Genomic DNA, 18,818 nt, shown 5'->3' with positions numbered 1-18,818 from the left:
CCTCAACGGTGACCGGGGCCCTGCCTCTGTTCCTGCGGTGTTACGCGGGTCGGTCCGCCTAGCCGGACTGGCCGCCGAAGAAGTTGCCGTCCCCGCCCCCGTCGTTGCCGCCGATGGTGGTGAGGGTGACCGTCTGGCCCTTGGGGACCTGGGTGTTGGCCCCCGGGTTGGCGCTCATCACCAGGGCGTTCGGCTTGTCGGAGGAGTTGGGCGCGAGTGCGACCACGAGACCCAGGCCTTCGAGCGTGGACTTCGCATCCTGGTACCGCTTGCCGACGATGTCAGCGGGGATGGTGACCTGCTCGGGCTGAGCCGGACCCTTGGAGACCTTGAGGACGATCTGGACGTCCTTGGCCTGGTTGCTCGGGCCCGTGGGGGTCTGCTCGACGACCGTCCCGGCGGCCTCCTGCGAGTCGACATCCTGCTTCGACACGTTGGTGAACCCGAGGGCGTTCAGCTGTGCCACCGCTGCGTCGTAGGAGCGGGTGCGCACGTCGGGCATCGGCTCGGTCGCCTCCTTGGCCACCGTGATCGTGACCTCGGTGTCCTTCTCGACCTTCGAACCGCCCTGGGGGTCCTGCGAGATGACCGTGTCCAGCGTCTTCTCGGACTCGGCCGTCTTGACGTTCACCGTGAAGCCCTTGTCCTCCAGGGCCTTGCGGGCGCTGTCCTCGGACTTCTCCAGGACGTCCGGGACCTCGACCTTGGGGGCGCCGGTGGAGACGACGACCGTCACTGTCTCGCCCTTCTCAATCTGGTCGTCAGAGGAGGGCTTCTGGCTGCAGATCTTGTCCTTCTCCTGCGTCTCGCAGGGCTCCTCGGAACCGACCTTCAGGGTGATCTCGGAGTTGTCCGCGAGTTTCTGCGCCTGTTCGACCGTGGAGCCGACCATGTTCGGCACGTCGACCTTGCCACTGCCGCCGTCGGTGGAGCTGAAGACCGTACGGCCGATCAGGATCGCGCCGATGAGCACCAGAATGCCGGCGACGACCAGGAGGATCGTCGAGGTGTTGCTCTTCTTCTGGCGCCGGCGGCCCGGGCGGTCGTCGTAGCCGTAGCCGCCGTCGTCCGGATTGACCGGGGGCAGCATGGACGTCTGGGCGCCGCCCTGGTCCGTCGCCCGCAGGGCCTGGGTGGGCTGGTCGTTGCCGTAGGCGTCGTACCCGCCGTATCCCGCCGCGCCCATGGCCGCCGTGGCAGCGACCGGCTGTCCGTCGAGGCAGGCCTCGATGTCGGCGCGCATCTCGTCGGCCGACTGGTAGCGGTAGTCGGGGTCCTTGGTCAGCGCCTTCAGGACGATGGCGTCCATCTCGGGCGTGATCTCGGGGTCGAAGTTGCTCGGAGGCTGCGGCTCCTCGCGCACGTGCTGGTACGCGACCGCGACGGGCGAGTCGCCGACGAACGGCGGCCGGACCGCGAGCAGCTCGTAGAGCAGGCAGCCGGTGGAGTACAGGTCGGAGCGTGCGTCGACCTGCTCGCCCTTGGCCTGCTCCGGGGAGAGGTACTGGGCGGTGCCGATGACCGCAGCGGTCTGGGTCATCGTCATGCCGGAGTCGCCCATGGCACGGGCGATACCGAAGTCCATGACCTTGACCTGGCCGGTGCGCGTCAGCATGACGTTCGCCGGCTTGATGTCGCGGTGGACGATCTGGGCGCGGTGCGAGTACTCCAGTGCCTGGAGGATCCCGACCGTCATTTCGAGGGTCCGCTCCGGCAGCAGCTTGCGGCCGGAGTGCAGGAGCTCTCTGAGAGTCGACCCGTCGACGTACTCCATCACGATGTACGGGATGGAGACTCCGTCGACGTAGTCCTCGCCGGTGTCGTAGACGGCGACGATCGCGGGGTGGTTGAGCGAGGCGGCCGACTGGGCCTCACGGCGGAACCGTGCCTGGAAGGACGGGTCGCGGGCGAGATCGGCCCGCAGCGTCTTCACAGCTACGGTGCGGCCGAGCCGGGTGTCGTGCGCGAGGTAGACCTCGGCCATGCCACCACGGCCGAGCACCGAGCCCAGCTCGTACCGGCCGCCGAGGCGACGCGGCTCTTCCATAACTGATCCAGCCCTCTCCGTCAGTCCCGACCGCACCCGTGTGTGGTCCGGCGGTGCGCTGTTCGCGCATACGCTACCGGGCACGCCCGGCTTGATCGGCCCGCACCCGTCAGCTGATATCCGACCGGTATCCCAATGTGCTGGTGTGGACAGAAGTTGTGACGGGTGTCACTACTTTCCGTCGAGTACCGCCTTCATCACGCTCTTGGCGATCGGTGCGGCCAGGCCGCCACCGGAGATGTCGTCCCGGTTGGCGTTGCCGTCCTCGACAACCACGGCGACGGCGACCGGGGAGCCGCTGTCGGTCTTGGCGTACGAGATGAACCAGGCGTACGGCTTCTCGCTGTTGTTGAGGCCGTGCTGAGCGGTACCGGTCTTGCCACCGACAGTGACGCCGTCGATCTGCGCGTTGGTTCCCGTGCCGTCCGCGACCACGGTCTCCATCATCTGCTGCACCTTCTGGGCGTTCTCCGCCGAGAGCGGCTGGCCGAGCTGCTCCTTCTCGTGGGTGTAGATGACGTCCAGGTTCGGCGCCTGGCGCTGGGCGACCATGTACGGCTGCATGAGCTTGCCGTCGTTGGCGATCGCGGACGCGACCATGGCCATCTGGAGCGGCGTGGCGCGGTTGGAGGCCTGGCCGATGCCCGCCATGGCGTTCTGCGGCTGGTTGTCCTTCGGGTAGACGCTGGCGTCGGCCCTGACCGGGGTGAAGACTTCTTCGTTGAAGCCGAACTTGTCGGCCTGTTCGATCATCTTCGCGTTGCCGAGGTCGTTGCTCATCTTGCCGAAGACGGTGTTGCAGGACCAGCGCAGGGCCTCCCTGAGCGAAGCGTTCTCGCAGGGGATGTTCCCCTCGTTCTGCAGCAGGTTGGTCGACAGGGGGAGCCGCCAGGGCAGCGGGGAGTCCGTCTCCTCGTCGATGTCGGTGTAGAGGCCGTTCTCCAGCGCCGCGGCGGCCGTGACGACCTTGAACGTCGAGCCGGGCGGGTAGGTCTCCCGCAGGGCCCGGTTCAGCATCGGCTTGTCCTTGTCGGACAAGAGCTTCTGCCGGGCGTCGGAGTCCTTCATGGAGTTGCCCGCGAAGACCGAGGGGTCGTACGAAGGTGTGCTGGCCAGCGCCAGGACGGCGCCGGTCTGCGGGTCGAGCGCGGCGACGGCGCCCTTCTTGTCGCCCAGCCCCTTGAAAGCGGCCTTCTGGGCGGCACCGTTGAGGGTGGTGACGATGTTCCCGCCGGTCTTCTTCTCGCCGGTGAACATCGACAGGGTGCGGTCGAAGAACAGCTGGTCGCTGTTGCCGGTGAGGATGCCGTCCTCGATGCTCTCCAGCTGCGAGGAGTCGAAGGCCTGCGAGGAGTATCCGGTGACGGGCGCCCACATGGGGCCGTTCTTCCAGACGCGCTTGTACTTGAAGTCGCCGTCCGTCGTCTCGACGGAGCCCGTGACGGGCTCGCCGTCGACGATGATGTTGCCGCGCTCGTGGGCGTAGCGCTCGATCTGGACGCGGCGGTTGTGCTCGTTCGCGTTGAGCTCGTCGGCACGGACGTACTGGATGTAGTTGGTGCGGATCAGCAGGGCCAGGACGAGGATCCCGCAGAAGAGCGCGATCCTGCGCAGAGGCTTGTTCACGGTCGGACCACCTGGGTCATTTCGGCGTCCGGGGACGGTGCGGGGGCCGGGGCGGGGCGTCGGGCGGTGTCACTGATTCTGATCAGGATGCCGATGAGCGCCCAGTTGGCGATGACGGACGAACCACCGGCCGCCATGAACGGCATGGTCATACCCGTCAGCGGGATGAGCCCCATGACGCCGCCGGCGACGACGAAGACCTGGATGGCGAAGGAGCCGGAGAGGCCGATCGCGAGGAGCTTGCCGAAGGGGTCCCGGGCTGCCAGCGCCGTACGGACGCCGCGCTCGACGATCAGACCGTAGACGAGCAGGACCGCCATCATTCCGGCCAGTCCGAGCTCCTCACCGACGGTGGCGAGGATGAAGTCGGAGTTGGCCGCGAAGCCGATCAGGTCGGAATTGCCCTGGCCGAGCCCCGTGCCGAGGGTGCCGCCGGAGCCGAAGGCCATGAGTGACTTGGCCATCTGCTCGCTCGCCGCCTCCTTGCCCCAGCCCGCGAAGGGGTCGAGCCAGGCGGTGACGCGGTCCTGGACGTGCGGCTCGAAGGTGGCCACACCGACGGCGCCGGCTCCGGACATCAGCAGGCCGAAGACGATCCAGCTGGTGCGCTCGGTGGCTACGTACAGCATGACGACGAACATGCCGAAGAACAGCAGAGAGGATCCCAGGTCGGTCTCGAAGACCAGGATGAGGATCGAGAACGCCCAGACCATGAGGATCGGCCCGAGGTCGCGGCCCCGGGGAAGATACAGACCCATGAAGCGACGGCTGGCCAGGGCCAGTGCGTCACGCTTGACCATGAGATAGCCGGCGAAGAACACCGCAATGATGATCTTCGCGAACTCCCCCGGCTGGATCGTGCCGACGCCAGGGATCTTGATCCAGATCTTGGCGCCGTTCACGGCCGGGAAGAACATCGGAAGGATCAGAAGGAACAGCGCCACCAGCATGGAGATGTAGGTGTAGCGCTGCAGGATGCGGTGGTCCTTGAGGGCGATCAGAACGACGACCAGCAGGGCCACACCGACTGCTGAGAACATCAGCTGCTTCGAGGCGGCGGGGGCGAACGTCTTGAGTGCCTGGAACCGCTCCGACTGGTCCAGGCGCCAGATGATGGCCAGACCCAGACCGTTCAGCAGGGTCGCCAGCGGAAGCAGCAGCGGGTCCGCGTACGGAGCGAATCTCCGCACCGCGAGATGCGCCACACCGCCGAGCAGCGCGAGGCCCAGGCCGTATCCGAGCATGCCGGCAGGCAGCTCGCCGTTGAGGGCGAGGCCCACGTTGGCGTACGCGAACACCGAGATCAGAACGGCGAAGGCGACCAGCGCCAGCTCGGTGTTACGGCGGCTCGGCGCGTCGATCGCGCCGATGGTCGTGGTGTTGGTGACAACGCTCATGTGCTGAAGGCCCCCTACGGCTTACTGCTTACCGCACTGCAGGGCCAGCTTCTTCTCTTCCTCCGAGAGGCTGGGGCCGGGAGTGGGAGTCGCGGTCTTGGTCCCCTTGGCGGGAGACGTGGCGGAAGTGCTGTCGGAGGCGTTGCCTGCCTCGGCCTTGTCCTTGGCGGCATTGGTGTCCGCCTCGGCCGCGCGGCGCTGCGCGTCCTTCTTGCAGGCGGAGGCCTGTGCATCGAGCTCGCTGATCTTCTTGCGGGCGTCGGTGAGGTTGCCCTGGGAAATGGTCGCCTCGACCTGCTTGCGCCAGTAGGGCGGGAGGTACTTCAGCTCGATCTTGGTGTCCTCCTCGACCTTCGAGAGGTCCACCCAGGCGAGGTCCTGGCTGATTCCGCGGAACAGCGCGACGTTGTCGTCCTTCGCGCCCACGTAGAACTGGGTCTGGGTCCAGCGGTACCCGCCGTAGACGCCGCCGCCGATGACGGCCAGCGCGAGCACGATGTAGAACGACCGCTTCAGCCACCTTCGGCGGCCGCGGGGCTTGACGAAGTCGTCGTCGGTGTACGAGTTGAAGGCGCCGTCAGGACCGGAGCCGTAGCCCATGTCGTCGCCGCTGCCGGGAGGGCCGAAGCCTCCGGCCGGCGGCGGCACGGGGCGGCCGAGGCCGGCCGCGCGTCCCGCAGGTGTCTCCATGGCCCGGCCGTCGTTCGCCTGGGCGGCCTGGTTCTCGGCGACCGCGCCGACGATGACCGGGGTGTCGTTGAGCTGCGCGGCCAGGGTGTCGTTGCTGTCGACGTCCAGGACGTCGGCGACGATGCAGGTGATGTTGTCGGGGCCGCCGCCTCGCAGGGCGAGCTGGATGAGGTCCTGGATGGTCTCCTGCGGGCCCTGGTAGCTGGCCAGGGTCTCTTCCATCGTCTGGTGGGAGACGACGCCGGAGAGTCCGTCCGAGCAGATCAGATAGCGGTCACCGGCGCGGACCTCCCGGATGGAGAGATCGGGCTCCACGTGGTCGCCGCTGCCCAGGGCCCGCATCAGCAGGGAGCGCTGCGGGTGGGTGGTGGCCTCTTCCTCTGTGATCCGGCCCTCGTCGACGAGGCGCTGCACCCACGTGTGGTCCTGGGTGATCTGCGTCAGGACGCCGTCACGCAGGAGGTAGGCACGGGAGTCGCCGACGTGGACGAGGCCGAGTCGCTGACCGGTCCAGAGCAGGGCGGTGAGCGTCGTGCCCATGCCCTCCAGCTGGGGGTCCTCCTCCACCATGACGCGCAGCTGGTCGTTGGCCCGTTGGACCGCCGTACCGAGCGAGGTGAGGATGTCGGAGCCCGGGACGTCGTCGTCGAGCTGGACGAGCGTGGAGATCACCTCGGAGCTGGCGACCTCGCCGGCCGCCTGGCCGCCCATGCCGTCGGCGATGGCGAGAAGGCGGGGACCGGCGTAGCCGGAGTCCTCGTTGCCTTCCCGGATCATGCCCTTGTGCGATCCGGCGGCGAAGCGCAGGGACAAGCTCATGCGCACCTCGCCCGTCGGTTCGGGGTACAGCCGGTCTCGAGCCACACTGCCCACCCTCCGGTCGGGAGCCGGGCCGGGTCCATCGTCAGGACCGCCGCGGCTCGCTCGCTCCGCTCGCTCATTGTCGTACTACTTCCGCAGCTCGATGACGGTCTTGCCGATGCGGATCGGCGCGCCCAGCGGAACAGGTGTCGGGGTGGTGAGCCGGGTCCGGTCGAGATAGGTGCCGTTGGTGGACCCGAGATCCTCGACGATCCACTGGCCGTCACGGTCCGGGTAGATCCTGGCATGCCTGCTGGACGCGTAGTCGTCATCCAGCACGATCGTTGAGTCGTGCGCCCGTCCCAGGGTGATGGTCTGGCCCTGGAGCGCCACGGTGGTGCCGGTGAGTGTGCCTTCGGAGACGACCAGCTTGGTGGGTGCCCCGCGGCGCTGGCGCCCGGGCTGCTGGCGCTGCTGAGGCGGCGCTGCTTGCTGTTGGCGCCCTTGTTGCGGGCGCGTGTCACTGGCAGTGCGGCGTGAGCCGCGCTGCGTGACGCGCGTACCGAACAGGTCGCTGCGAATGACCTGGACGGCCACGATTACGAATAGCCACAGAACAGCCAGGAAACCTAGCCGCATGACCGTCAGGGTCAGCTCTGACATTGCCCCCGCTTCACCCTTCGGCTTGCCGGTAAACGATGGTGGTGCTGCCCACGACGATCCGCGAGCCGTCGCGGAGCGTAGCGCGGGTGGTGTGCTGCCCGTCTACCACGATGCCGTTGGTAGACCCGAGATCCTGGATCGTCGAGGGCGTTCCGGTCCGGATCTCACAGTGCCGGCGCGATACGCCGGGGTCGTCGATCCGCACGTCGGCGTCGGTGCTTCGTCCCATCACCAACGTCGGGCGGGAGATCTGATGGCGGGTGCCGTTGATCTCGATCCAGCGCCGCACCTGGGCGTCCGGCATGGGGCCGGACGCGGCCGGCGGGCGCCAGTCGCTGGAAGGGCCCCCTGAGCGCCCGGCGCCCTGAGGCGGGGCCGGGGGCATGGGCGGGGCGGAAGCCGGCGGATAGCCGTAACCGCCCTGTCCCTGCGGTGCGGGCCGGTTCGGCTGGGCATGGGGAGCGGGGCCGCTCTGCTGGCCCTGCTGTGACGAACTCGACGCCAGGGTCCGGCTGCGTACGCGGTAGAGACCCGTGTCGAGGTCGTCCGCCTTCTCCAGGTGGACCTTGATCGGTCCCATGAAGGTGTACCGCTGCTGCTTGGCGTAGTCACGTACGAGGCCGGACAGCTCGTCGCCGAGCTGACCGGAGTACGGGCTGAGCCGCTCGTAGTCCGGGGTGCTGAGCTCGACGATGAAGTCGTTGGGCACGACGGTCCGCTCGCGGTTCCAGATCGATGCGTTGTTGTCGCACTCGCGCTGGAGGGCTCCCGCGATCTCGACCGGCTGCACCTCGGACTTGAAGACCTTGGCGAAGGTGCCATTGACCAGACCTTCGAGACGCTGCTCGAAACGCTTCATGACTCCCATGGGGCACCTCCTCCGTTGTCGTCATCCAAGTACTGCTTACTGATCGTATCCACGCGTCGGGAAATCGGCTGGTTCCCCTTGTCTGCACAGTGGATGAGTGTCACCTCTCACACGGATCGTAGAGGTGGCCTCCTGACAGTGTCCCGCACTCCGGGTGCACTCAGGAGGAGTGGGGCCGGGCTTTCCGCGTTCCCGGTTCCCGCCGTGGGTCCGCCGAAACAACGGATGTGAATCCACCCTGTCCAGCGTGCTAATCTTCCGGTTGTCGCCAGGCGCTCGCACCACACGGTGAGAGAGTCTGAAAACACCACTCATGCGCGAGTGGCGGAACGGCAGACGCGCTGGCTTCAGGTGCCAGTGTCCTTAGGGACGTGGGGGTTCAAATCCCCCCTCGCGCACAACAGGCAGTCGCTTGCGACTGCCGGGTTGGTTCGACAGAACCCCCGCACCGGAGAGATCCGGTGCGGGGGTTCTTCGTTGTATGGATCGCCCTTTGCGTGCAGGTGTAGATCTCTCTTCTTCTTTGTGTGCGGCGGGCGTGGCGGTATCGGCCCGGCGCGCCCACTGCCGACCCTCGGCGTCCTTCGCGTTCAGGGGGAGCGCTCCCGGACGGCGCCGGACGAGCTGGACGGGCGCGGCGGGCGCTGTGATGAAGCACGCACCTGGTACAGAAGTGTGGCCGGAGGCGGCTGCTGTTTCACGTGAAACGTCGGATCCGCACCAAAGAGGCGTTAGGTCCGGATCCGACTTCAAGGGGCTATGTCAGGCGACGAAACGTGCTGCGAGGGCCTTGGCCTTCTCCGCTGCCTCGGTGAACGCCTGGGTGCGGGACGCGTCGGCGAGAGGGATGAGCTCGGCCATCTCGGGCTTCGAGTGGGCCAGCGTCAACTCCGGCACGATGAACTCGACTTCGGCTCCGAGCATGCCGGTCAGTACCTTCTCCAGGTAGTTCTGGACGAACTCGAAGTCTTCGCGCGGGGTGCCCGGGGCGTACGAACCGCCTCGGCTGGCCACGACGGTGACCGGCGTGCCGGCGACGGGGCCCTCCGGGCCCGCGTTGTGGCCGACGATGATCACCTGATCCAGCCACGCCTTGAGGGTGGACGGGATGGAGAAGTTGTACATCGGTGCGCCGATGAGAACGGCGTCCGCGGCGACCAGTTCTGCGGACAGTTCCCTGCGCAGCGTGTCCTCGGCGCCGGCGGCTACGGCTGAGGCGTCCAGGTGGGGCAGGGGGTCGGCGGCGAGGTCGCGGTATACGACCTCGCCGTCGGGGTGCTGCTCGCGCCAGGCCGCTACGAAGGCGGCGGTGACCTCACGAGAGGTGGAGCCCTGCGGGAAAACAGCGGAGTCGAGGTGCAGGAGCGTAGCCATGGGGGTTCTCCGTAGGAGTCGAAGGGGCGACTCGGCGCGGGCTCATGGACAGCTGCCATGGGTATGGCGAGCGCGAGTCGGTTTTTCAGTACGTACCTATTCTTAACATAGTCACTTACTTTTCATAAGCCCCGTACTGCGACGCAGTACCCTGGGGCCATGGCGGATCACAGCGAGCAGGCCTGTCGGCGGGTGGACGCGAGCATCACTCGCGTCTTCGAGCTGTTCGGGAAGCGCTGGACGGGCCTGATCGTCTCGGTGCTGATGCAGCAGCCGGTGCACTTCGCGGATCTGCGACGAGCGATTCCGGGCATCAGTGAGCGGATGCTCTCGGACCGGCTGTCCGAGCTGGGAGCGGCCGGTCTGGTGGTGCGCGAGGTCGACGAAGGGCCCCCGCTGCGGGTCGCGTACCGGCTGACGGAGGCCGGTGCCGCCATGGAGCCCGCGCTGAAGGAGCTCGGGCAGTGGGCGGATACCTATCTGGCGGGACCGGGGCGCTGCTGACCTGCCGCCGGTGAGCCGGCGGTGTGCGGGGGCCTCTCTGCGGGGGTGTGGTGGCGCTGGACGTGTGCGCCTCTGTGGGGGTGTGGTGGCGCCGGTGAGGGCGGGTGTCTCCCGGTGGGCCGCCGAAACGGTACGGGTGGGCGTCTACCGGGGTGAGGGGTCTTCGCCCGTCGAGTTGTAGCGCAGCAAGTACTCCGCGAACTGCCCGAGATCGTCCGACGTCCACGCTCCGAGACGCTCCCGGTAGGCGGCGCGCCGGCTGGCCTGCGTCGAAGCGAGCGCCTGGGTGCCGGCAGCGGTGGGGTGCAGTACCTGGATGCGCTGGTCGTCCGGGTCCGGGTGGCGCTCGACCAGGCCGAGCTTCTCCAGTGCCGCGACCTGCCGGCTGACCGTCGACTTGTCCAGCATGTAGTGCGCCGCCAGGTCGGTGGCGCGGCAGCCGTGCCGGTAGTCGATGTGGGCGAGCAGTGTGTACGAGACCAGCGGCAGATCCGGGTGGAGCCGTGCCGCGGCCGACCGCGCGCGGCGTGCGAAAGCGGTCAGCTCGCGCTGGATGACATCCAGCGACTCCTCGCGGTCCCCGGGGGCGTCTGCCACGTGAATCACCTTCTCGAAGTTTTAGTTGTATGCTACAACGAGTGTAAGAGTTGTAAAAGCCAACCAATGGAGGAATGGCCGAATGTCCGCAGGTCCGAGCTCCGCCTCCGGCTCAACCGCCGGTGCGATGCGTCATGTGCTCAGCCATCTCATTACGCCGCTGCTGATGTGCATCGGTATGGGGCTTGCCTATCTGGGGGCCTTCCACGCCCCGGAGCCGCACGACCTGAGGGTGGACGTCGTCGGCTCCGGAGCAAGCGCGCAGGTGCTTGCACAGACCTTGCAGGACAAGGGTGACGGTGCATTGAGTGTGCGTACCGTAGCGGACCGCGACATTGCGGTGAACCACTTGAGGACGCAGCAGAGTTATGGCGCCTACGTGCCGGGCAGCAGCCCCGAGCTCATGGTGGCCACCGCATCGTCGGACACCAGCGCGACGGTCGTCCAGAAGGTCTTCACCGAAGTTGCCGCCGGGCAGGGCGCCCCTCTCAAGGTGACGGACGTCGAGCCTACGGCGGACGGTGATCCGACCGGCCAGGGGATCTTCTTCCTGCTGGTGGCGGTCAGCATCGGGTCGTACGCGTCGGTCGCGGTGATCGGCGGTGCGGGCGCGGTGCTGGCGCTGCGGATCAGGGCCGGGCTGGCAATCGGCACCTCGCTCGTGGTGAGTGCGATCGGCGCCGCGTTCGCGGGGCCTGTGTTCGGCCTGGTGGACCATGGGCTCGGCGGGCTGTGGGCGATGGCGTGGCTCTATTCGGCGGGCATCCTGCTGATCGGAGTGGGGCTGCACACGTTCCTCAAGCGGTGGACCACGCTCGGCGTGATGGTGCTCTTCGTCATGCTCAACTTCACGAGTTCCGGCGGCATCTTCCGGCCCGAGCTGCAGCCGGGCTTCTTCGGTTCCCTGCACTCCTTCTGGAACGGTGCGGGCTTCGTCGAAGGGGTGCGCAGTCATGTGTACTTCGGCGGCCACGCCCTGGGCGGACACCTGCTGGTGCTGGCTCTGTGGTTCGTGGCCGGGCTGGTCGTCGTCGGGGTGGCGGCTCCGGCCGAGTCGAGGCGGCGTCGCGAGTCTGCGGAGAAGGCGCGTGCGGTGGCCGCTCCGCGGACGGCTGCCGGAGCCGAGGAGGAGATGGAAGAGGCCGTCGGGGTGTGACGACCCTTCCGGGTCGTGCCAGTCGCCAACCTGTGTGACGGGCCGGTGTCGCGCGGGCGGCGCGGGGGATCCGGCCCGTCAGCAACGTTGTCCACAGGCGGGATCCCAAGTTGTCCACAGGGGCAGACGGTCGTCACTTGACGGCTGTACCGTCGTCCGCAGTTGATGTTGATCGGACGGAACTGCTGAACGAGGGCGGGGGAGGCGGCGCTCCATGGGCGAGGTCGAGGCAACGGTGTCGGGACAGCGGGCGGCAGAAGACGAGCGCATCCCGGCTGTCCGAGGTTTCGCGCGACGCGTGGCCGGAGGAGTGCGGCCGTCGGAATCCGGGGCGGCCTCCCCGAAGGCCGCAGGCAAGGCGCTGAGGCTCAAGGTGCCGCGGTCCGACCACAGTTCACTGGTTCTGCCCGGCGGAAGGCCGGACGCGGTACAGGCGGTCGAGCAGTCGAACCAGGGCAGGGTGCCTGGCCTGACGCCTATACGGGTGGGGCGGATGGCGGCAACGCCGTTCGCGTTTCTGCGCGGCTCGGCCGGCTTGATGGCGCATGACCTGATGGGCACCCCGGTGACGGGGGTGGGCGCCCAGCTCTGTGGTGACGCGCACGCGGCGAACTTCGGGCTGTACGGCGACGCGCGCGGCAACCTGGTCATCGATCTCAACGACTTCGACGAAACCGTGTTCGGTCCGTGGGAGTGGGACCTCAAGCGGCTCGCCACCTCTCTGGTGCTTGCGGGCCGGGAGGCGGGGGCGGACGAGGACACCTGTCGGCAGGGCGCGTACGACACGGTGGGCGCGTACCGGCGCACGATGCGTCTGCTGGCCGGGCTGCCCGCACTCGACGCGTGGAACGCCATCGCGGACGAGGAACTCGTCTCGCACACCGATGCGCGGGACCTGCTGGGGACGCTGGAGCGGGTCTCCGCCAAAGCGCGCAACAACACGAGTGCCCGCTTCGCCGCCAGGTCCACGGAGGAATGCGAGGACGGCGGCCGCCGCTTCGTCGACGCGCCGCCCGTGCTGCGCCGGGTGCCCGACGCGGAGGCATCGGCTGTTGCTGCGGGGCTCGAGGGCTACCTCGGGACGATCTCGGAGGACAGGGTTCCGCTGCTGGCCCGCTATGCGATCCATGATGTGGCGTTCCGGGTGGTCGGCACGGGGAGTGTGGGGACCCGGTCGTATGTGGTGCTGCTGCTCGACCATCGCGGTGAGCCGCTGGTGCTGCAGGTGAAGGAGGCTCGTCCCTCCGCGCTATCCCCCTATCTCCCGCAGGTCGGCTTCGAGGTACCGGACGTCGTGCACGAAGGGCGCCGGGTGGTGCTCGGACAGAAGCGGATGCAGGTCGTCAGCGACATATTGCTCGGCTGGGCCGAGGTCGACGGCAGGCCGTATCAGGTACGCCAGTTCAGGAATCGAAAAGGCAGTGTGGATCCGGCCGCGCTCGCGGCGGACCAGGTGGACGACTACGGGCGGATGACCGGAGCGCTGCTGGCCCGGGCACACGCGCACAGCGCCGATCCCCGGCTGCTCGCGGGCTACTGCGGGAAGAACACCGAGCTGGACGCGGCCGTGGCCGATTTCGCCGTGACGTATGCGGACCGGACGGAAGCGGACCACGCCGAGCTCGTCCAGGCTGTACGAGCGGGGCGAATAAGCGCCGAGCTCGGCGTCTGAGCGGATCTTGCGGCCACCGTGTGTGTCCGTGGCGCGTGCCGGGGCCATACGCTGGACGGGTGACCCACGAAGCCCCCGGGGTGCCGCCCACCCGGAACGACGAAGACCGGCAGAACCAGGACCGGCAGGACGACCTGCAGCACGCGCAGGACGCGTCGCAGGGCGACCACCTGCGAGCGGATCCGGACGGTGCGCCGCAGACGGGCTCCGTCGCCGGTGACGCTGCCGGTGATCCCGCCGGCGGCGGGGGCAGCGAGGTGGGCGGTGACGCTGCGGCGGGTGAGAGCGGTGCCCCTCGGCCCGAGGAGCGGCTCGCCAAGGCCGTCCGGGTTGCCGAGCAGGCGCTGATCGAGTTCGAGATCGCGGTGGAGACCTTCCGGGTCGAGGTGGAGAACTTCTCCCGGTTGCATCACCAGAAGCTCGGCCCGATGTACGCGCGCCTGGACGAGCTGGATGCGCAGATCGCGGAGGCGCGTGCCGCGAAGACCGGTGATCCGGAGGATCTGCGCAAGGCCCAGGAGGCCCGTGCGATCGTCATGCCGATGCCTGGCGTCGATGAGCTCTTCCACGACTGGATGGACTCGGACGGGCTCTCGCCCGAGGCCTCGGCCATGCTCACCGAGCAGCCCGTTCGGCCGCCGAAGCGGGTCAGGCCGGGCGAGGAGGCGCGCAAGCTCTACCGCGAGCTTGCCCGTCAAGCCCACCCGGATCTGGCACCGGACGAGAAGGAGCGGACACGGCGGGACGAATTCATCGCTCGTGTCAACGCGGCCTACGGGCGGGGCGACGTGGCGTTGCTGAAGGAGCTGGCAGCCGAGTGGGCGGCGGGGCCCGTGACGCCTGAGCTGCGGCTGAGCGAGAGCGAGGAACTCTACGCGCGGCTGGAGTGGCTCAGCCGGCGTAAGGAGCTGCTCACGGTCCTGGCCCAGGAGCTGGAGGAGAGCGCGATCGGCTCGATGCTGCGGATGGCGCCGGATGACCCCGACGTGCTGCTGGACGACATCGGCGAGAAGCTTCTGGCGGAGGTCGCCCAGCGTGAGAACGAGCTGGCAGGGCTGGTGCAGTAGCGTTCCGGATGACCCTGGCGCGTACGTACGAGAGAAGGCATACCCATGAATTTCGCTCCGCTGCCATCGGTGGACGTCGTGGCGGTTCCGTCGGACGGCTTCGTGCTGGATGTCCGGGAGGACGACGAGTGGGCAGCCGGGCACGTCGAGGGCGCGCTGCACATTCCCATGAGTGACTTCGTGGGACGTTTCGGCGAGCTGACCGAGGCGGCCGACGACGGTCGGCGCGTGCATGTGATGTGCCGCGTCGGAGGGCGGTCCGCGCAGGTCACCCAGTACCTGGTGCAGCAGGGCATCGACGCGGTGAACATCGACGGCGGCATGCTGGCCTGGGACGGCGCCGGACGCCCGATGGTCACGGACACCGGGAGCTCGGCTTTCGTCCTCTGACGGCTCCAGGTACGAGTCTTCTCTTCACCGTTCGCCGGAGACGGCCCCCATCGGCCCCGGCGACGCTGCGGCCGGTCGGAGCCCTGCTGTGATCACCTTCAGCCGAGGTAATCGGATTCAGCCGCGGTACCTCGACCCGCAGCCGCCTCCGGCACTGCCCCTGAGACCGCCGTGCCGCTCGACTGCCCTGCGACGTGATTTCCGGCCGGCGTGGCGCTACGGACGGGGCCGCCCTACGCACAGGTACGCGGGACGTAGGCATGGGGTTGCAACGCACGGGCACAGGCCGTGCCCGTGCGTGCAACCGGCGGGGCCGGGCCGGGCCTGTTCGGGCGGGGCGTTTCGCGGGCGTCAGCGGTCGAAGTCGAGTTCGACTTCCGGAGTGACAGGGTGTGACTGGCAGGCCAGCACGAAACCGGCACCGGTCTCCTCCGGTTCCAGCGCGAAGTTGCGGTCCATCCGGACTTCGCCCGAGACCAGGAAGGCCCGGCAGGTCCCGCACACTCCCCCCTTGCAGGCATACGGGGCGTCCGAGCGGCTTCGCAGCATCGTGTCCAGCAGCGATTCGCCGTCCTCGACCGGCCAGCTGCCCGACCGCCCGTCGAGAGTCGCCGTGAGCCTGCTCTCCGACGGCGAGGCGACCCTGGCGGCCGCAGGCAGAGCCGTTCCCTCGTCCGCGACGTGGAAGATCTCCTGGTGGATGCGTGACCGGTCGGCGCCGAGTGCGCGCAGCGCGCCTTCCGCCCCCCGGACCAGGCCGAGCGGCCCGCACAGGAACCAGCCGTCCACGTCGGGGACCGACAACAGTGCCGGCAGCAGCCCGGTGAGCCGCTCGCGGTCCAGACGGCCCGAGGGGAGCCCGGCGGCCTGCTCCTCCCGGGACAGCGCGGTCACCAGCTGGAAGCGGTCCGGATAGCGGTCCTTGAGGTCGGCCACCTCGTCGAGGAACATCGTCGACGCGGCCGTCCGGTCGCTGCGGATCAGACAGAAGCGAGCCAGCGGCTCCCGTGCCAGCAGTGTCGCCGCCATCGAGAGCACCGGTGTGATGCCACTGCCGCCGACGATCGCGGCGAAGCGGCCCGGGCGCGGGTCGAGGACGAACCGGCCCGTCGGAGCCATCGCCTCCACCATGTCCCCGACGGCCAGCTCCTTGAGTGCGTATGTCGAGAACGAGCCTCCGTCGACCATGCGGATGCCCACCCGCAACAGGGGGGCGCCCGGCGGCTCGGTGGCAGGTGCGCAGATCGAGTACGAGCGTCGGATCTCCTCGCCATCGACCCGGTAGCGCACATTGAGGTGCTGACCGGGAGCGTGGCGGAAGGTCTCGCGCAGTTCGGGCGGCACGGCGAGGGTGACGGCCACCGCGTCGTCCGTGATCCGTTCGATCGCGCTGACCCGGAGCGGATGGAACATCTACAACTCCTTGAAGTGGTCGAACGGTTCGCGGCACGCCACGCATCGGCGCAGTGCCTTGCACGCCGTGGAGGAGAACCGGCTCAGCAGCTCCGTGTCCGTGGAACCGCAGTGCGGACAGCGCACCGAGAGCGTCAGTGGCACCGGCCCGCCGGGACCGCTGCCTGGGCGCGGCGGCGCTATGCCGAACTCCGCGAGCTTGCGCCGCCCCTCATCGCTGATGTCGTCCGTCGACCAGGCAGGGGCGAGAACCGTGACCACGGACACCTCCGACACACCGTGGTCGTGCAGCACACGCTCGATGTCGGCGGACATGGCCTCGATGGCCGGGCAGCCGGTGTACGTCGGGGTGAGCCGCACGGTGACCTTGTCCGCCCCGTCCACCCGCACACCGCGGAGTACGCCGAGCTCGTCCAGAGTGAGGACCGGCAACTCGGGATCGGGCACGGAGCCCGCCAGTCGGTGGAGCTCCGCCTCCAGCGGCGTCTCCGTGGTCACCATGACGCCCCCGGATGGCTGCGGTGCAGATGCTGCATCTCGGCGAGCATCCGCCCGAACGGCTCCGTGTGCAGGCCCTGCCGGCCCGCTCCGGCCGCCCAGGCCCCGGACTGCGGCCCCGACGGGAGGGTCAGGGTGGCCCGCTCCACCACGGAGGTGACGGCGGCCAGCCAGCCGTCGCGCAGGGCGTGCCGGTCGACGTCGACTCCCTCGACCGGCTCGAACAGCTCGCCGGTGAACCGCCACAGGGCGTCGAGCGCGAGCTGCACGCGCTCATGGCTTTCCGCCGTGCCGTCACCCAGTCGCAGGACCCACTGCTCCGCGTGGTCCCGGTGGTAGGCGACCTCCTTGACGGCCTTGGCAGCGAGATCCGTGAACTCTCCCTCGCCCGCGGCCAGCTCCTCGTACAGCAGGTGCTGGTAGACGGAGAAGTAGAGCTGGCGGGCGATGGTGTGGGCGAAGTCGCCGTTCGGCTGCTCCACCAGCTGGACGTTGCGGAAGGCCCGCTCCTCGCGGAGGTAGGCCAGCTGGTCCTCGTCCCCGACGAACGAGAGCAGCATCCTGGCCTGTCCCAGCAGGTCCAGTGCGATGTTTGCCAGGGCCACCTCTTCCTCGAGCACGGGGGCGTGGCCCGCCCACTCCCCCAGGCGGTGCGAGAGCACCAGCGCGTCGTCGCCGAGGGCGAGGGCCGCGGTCACAGGTGCTTCACCCCTTCGGGGATCTCGTAGAACGTGGGGTGACGGTAGGGCTTGTCCCCGGCGGGTTCGAAGAACGAGTCCTTCTCGTCCGGTGAGGACGCGGTGATCGCCGTCGAGGGAACCACCCAGAGGGAGACGCCTTCCGAGCGGCGTGTGTACAGATCGCGGGCGTTGCGCAGGGCCATCTCGGCGTCCGGTGCGTGCAGGCTGCCCGCGTGGGTGTGGGACAGACCACGCCGGGAGCGCACGAACACCTCCCACAGAGGCCAGTCGGTCGAGCTGCTCATGCGGTCGCCTCCACGGGATGGGCGGCCGCTCCGGCTGTGCCGGGCCGTGCCGCGTGCTTGTCTGCGTATGCCGATGCCGCGTCGCGGACCCAGGCGCCCTCTTCGTGGGCCTTGCGCCGTTGGGTGAGCCGTTGTTCGTTGCAGGGGCCGTTGCCCTTGAGGACCTCCTGGAACTCCGTCCAGTCGACCGCTCCGTAGTCGTGCTGACCGAGCTCCTCGTTCCACCGGATGTCAGGGTCGGGGAGGGAGAGCCCCAGAGCCTGTGCCTGCGGGACGCAGATGTCGACGAATCGTCGGCGCAGCTCGTCGTTGGAGTGCCGTTTGATCTTCCAGGCCATCGACTGAGCCGAGTGGCCCGAGGAGTCGTCGGGGGGACCGAACATCATCAGGGAGGGCCACCACCAGCGGTTCACCGCGTCCTGCGCCATTTCGTGCTGTGCGGGGGTTCCCCGGCTGAGGGCGAGCAGCAGCTCGTATCCCTGGCGCTGGTGAAAGGACTCCTCCTTGCAGATCCGGACCATCGCGCGTGCGTAAGGGCCGTAGGAGCAGCGGCAGAGCGGCACCTGGTTGGTGATCGCGGCGCCGTCCACCAGCCAGCCGATGGCGCCGACGTCCGCCCAGGTCAGCGTGGGGTAGTTGAAGATCGAGGAATAGCGCTGCCGGCCGGCGTGCAGTTTGTCGAGCAGCTCCTCGCGGCTGGTCCCCAGCGTCTCCGCCGCGCTGTACAGATAGAGGCCGTGCCCGGCCTCGTCCTGCACCTTCGCCATCAGGATGGCCTTGCGACGCAGCGAGGGCGCCCGCGAGATCCAGTTGGCTTCGGGCTGCATGCCGATGATCTCGGAATGGGCGTGCTGGGCCATCTGACGGATCAGGGAGGCCCGGTACGCCTCGGGCATCCAGTCCCGCGGCTCGATCCGGTCGTCGGCCGCCACCGCGGCGTCGAACGCCGCCAGTCGCTCCGCGTCCGCCGCGCCAGCCGCGCCTTCGGTCCCCTGCGTCTTCTGGTCCGCAGTCACTGCCGCCATCCCGGGCTCCCTACCGACCGATCGTTCGGTTCCTTGGCTTCAATG

At 68.6% G+C, this 18,818-nt stretch carries 18 protein-coding genes and 1 tRNA gene; 6 read left to right on the top strand and 13 right to left on the bottom strand.

The window, feature by feature from the left end; translation table 11 throughout:
• Window positions 1–58: 58 nt before the first annotated feature.
• The 6 genes from pknB to ACFWFI_RS15845 form a co-directional block, all read right to left on the bottom strand.
• Window positions 59–2,047, bottom strand: coding sequence for a Stk1 family PASTA domain-containing Ser/Thr kinase (pknB, locus tag ACFWFI_RS15870; RefSeq protein ID WP_387389887.1), 1,989 nt, complete (start codon window positions 2,045–2,047; stop codon window positions 59–61).
• Window positions 2,048–2,218: 171 nt separating this feature from the next.
• Window positions 2,219–3,673 carry a peptidoglycan D,D-transpeptidase FtsI family protein gene (locus ACFWFI_RS15865; RefSeq protein ID WP_387389884.1) on the bottom strand — a complete coding sequence of 485 codons (1,455 nt, stop codon included), beginning with the start codon at window positions 3,671–3,673 and terminating at the stop codon, window positions 2,219–2,221.
• Window positions 3,670–5,070: an FtsW/RodA/SpoVE family cell cycle protein gene (locus tag ACFWFI_RS15860; protein WP_387389881.1), complete on the bottom strand. Its 1,401-nt coding sequence runs from the start codon at window positions 5,068–5,070 to the stop codon at window positions 3,670–3,672. The genes ACFWFI_RS15865 and ACFWFI_RS15860 overlap by 4 nt, the downstream gene beginning before the upstream one ends.
• Before the next feature lie 21 nt (window positions 5,071–5,091).
• Window positions 5,092–6,579 carry a Stp1/IreP family PP2C-type Ser/Thr phosphatase gene (locus ACFWFI_RS15855; protein WP_387389878.1) on the bottom strand — a complete coding sequence of 496 codons (1,488 nt, stop codon included), beginning with the start codon at window positions 6,577–6,579 and terminating at the stop codon, window positions 5,092–5,094.
• Between the two features lie 129 nt (window positions 6,580–6,708).
• Window positions 6,709–7,224, bottom strand: coding sequence for an FHA domain-containing protein FhaB/FipA (locus tag ACFWFI_RS15850; protein ID WP_387389876.1), 516 nt, complete (start codon window positions 7,222–7,224; stop codon window positions 6,709–6,711).
• 10 nt (window positions 7,225–7,234) lie between these two features.
• Window positions 7,235–8,092, bottom strand: coding sequence for an FhaA domain-containing protein (locus ACFWFI_RS15845; RefSeq protein ID WP_387389874.1), 858 nt, complete (start codon window positions 8,090–8,092; stop codon window positions 7,235–7,237).
• A gap of 315 nt (window positions 8,093–8,407) precedes the next feature.
• On the opposite strand from ACFWFI_RS15845, the gene ACFWFI_RS15840 reads away from it, so the two are divergent.
• A tRNA-Leu gene (locus tag ACFWFI_RS15840) sits at window positions 8,408–8,490 on the top strand.
• Window positions 8,491–8,854: 364 nt separating this feature from the next.
• On the opposite strand, the gene ACFWFI_RS15835 is transcribed toward ACFWFI_RS15840, so the two are convergent.
• Entirely contained in the window at window positions 8,855–9,466 is a 612-nt protein-coding gene (locus ACFWFI_RS15835) for an FMN-dependent NADH-azoreductase (RefSeq protein ID WP_387389871.1), read from the bottom strand.
• A gap of 159 nt (window positions 9,467–9,625) precedes the next feature.
• On the opposite strand from ACFWFI_RS15835, the gene ACFWFI_RS15830 reads away from it, so the two are divergent.
• On the top strand, window positions 9,626–9,970 hold the full coding sequence (locus ACFWFI_RS15830; protein WP_387389869.1) for a winged helix-turn-helix transcriptional regulator: 345 nt from the start codon (window positions 9,626–9,628) through the stop codon (window positions 9,968–9,970).
• Window positions 9,971–10,114: 144 nt separating this feature from the next.
• Here ACFWFI_RS15830 and ACFWFI_RS15825 read toward each other — a convergent pair whose 3' ends face one another.
• Window positions 10,115–10,567: a MarR family winged helix-turn-helix transcriptional regulator gene (locus ACFWFI_RS15825; protein ID WP_387389868.1), complete on the bottom strand. Its 453-nt coding sequence runs from the start codon at window positions 10,565–10,567 to the stop codon at window positions 10,115–10,117.
• Window positions 10,568–10,649: 82 nt separating this feature from the next.
• Between ACFWFI_RS15825 and ACFWFI_RS15820 the strand changes: the two genes are divergently transcribed.
• The 4 genes from ACFWFI_RS15820 (at window position 10,650) to ACFWFI_RS15805 (ending at window position 14,852) form a co-directional block, all read left to right on the top strand.
• Window positions 10,650–11,723, top strand: coding sequence for an ABC-2 transporter permease (locus ACFWFI_RS15820; RefSeq protein WP_387389866.1), 1,074 nt, complete (start codon window positions 10,650–10,652; stop codon window positions 11,721–11,723).
• 214 nt (window positions 11,724–11,937) lie between these two features.
• Window positions 11,938–13,395 carry a DUF2252 domain-containing protein gene (locus ACFWFI_RS15815; protein ID WP_387389863.1) on the top strand — a complete coding sequence of 486 codons (1,458 nt, stop codon included), beginning with the start codon at window positions 11,938–11,940 and terminating at the stop codon, window positions 13,393–13,395.
• 59 nt (window positions 13,396–13,454) lie between these two features.
• Window positions 13,455–14,462: a J domain-containing protein gene (locus ACFWFI_RS15810; protein WP_387389860.1), complete on the top strand. Its 1,008-nt coding sequence runs from the start codon at window positions 13,455–13,457 to the stop codon at window positions 14,460–14,462.
• 45 nt (window positions 14,463–14,507) lie between these two features.
• Complete coding sequence (locus ACFWFI_RS15805) at window positions 14,508–14,852, top strand: rhodanese-like domain-containing protein (protein WP_387389858.1); 345 nt, start codon at window positions 14,508–14,510, stop codon at window positions 14,850–14,852.
• A gap of 351 nt (window positions 14,853–15,203) precedes the next feature.
• Here the strand turns inward: ACFWFI_RS15805 and ACFWFI_RS15800 are convergent, their stop codons facing one another.
• The 5 genes from ACFWFI_RS15800 to paaA are packed head-to-tail and all read right to left on the bottom strand — an operon-like array spanning window position 15,204 to window position 18,773.
• Window positions 15,204–16,265, bottom strand: coding sequence for a 2Fe-2S iron-sulfur cluster-binding protein (locus ACFWFI_RS15800; RefSeq protein WP_387389855.1), 1,062 nt, complete (start codon window positions 16,263–16,265; stop codon window positions 15,204–15,206).
• The gene (gene paaD / locus ACFWFI_RS15795) at window positions 16,266–16,766 is read right to left on the bottom strand and encodes a 1,2-phenylacetyl-CoA epoxidase subunit PaaD (RefSeq protein WP_387389852.1); all 501 of its coding nucleotides are present in this window, start codon (window positions 16,764–16,766) and stop codon (window positions 16,266–16,268) included.
• Window positions 16,760–17,461 carry a 1,2-phenylacetyl-CoA epoxidase subunit PaaC gene (gene paaC / locus ACFWFI_RS15790; protein WP_387389850.1) on the bottom strand — a complete coding sequence of 234 codons (702 nt, stop codon included), beginning with the start codon at window positions 17,459–17,461 and terminating at the stop codon, window positions 16,760–16,762. The genes paaD and paaC overlap by 7 nt, the downstream gene beginning before the upstream one ends.
• Window positions 17,458–17,748, bottom strand: a complete 291-nt coding sequence (gene paaB, locus ACFWFI_RS15785) for a 1,2-phenylacetyl-CoA epoxidase subunit PaaB (RefSeq protein ID WP_069171673.1) — start codon at window positions 17,746–17,748, stop codon at window positions 17,458–17,460. Before paaB ends, paaC begins: the two co-directional genes overlap by 4 nt.
• Window positions 17,745–18,773 carry a 1,2-phenylacetyl-CoA epoxidase subunit PaaA gene (gene paaA, locus ACFWFI_RS15780; protein ID WP_387389847.1) on the bottom strand — a complete coding sequence of 343 codons (1,029 nt, stop codon included), beginning with the start codon at window positions 18,771–18,773 and terminating at the stop codon, window positions 17,745–17,747. The genes paaB and paaA overlap by 4 nt, the downstream gene beginning before the upstream one ends.
• Window positions 18,774–18,818 lie beyond the last annotated feature (45 nt).

It is taken from the genome of Streptomyces sp. NPDC060209 (assembly GCF_042728155.1).
Classification (GTDB): Bacteria; Actinomycetota; Actinomycetes; order Streptomycetales; family Streptomycetaceae; genus Streptomyces.
The sequence above is the reverse complement of the archived record's forward strand: the minus strand, read 5'-3'. Positions and strand labels throughout refer to the sequence as shown.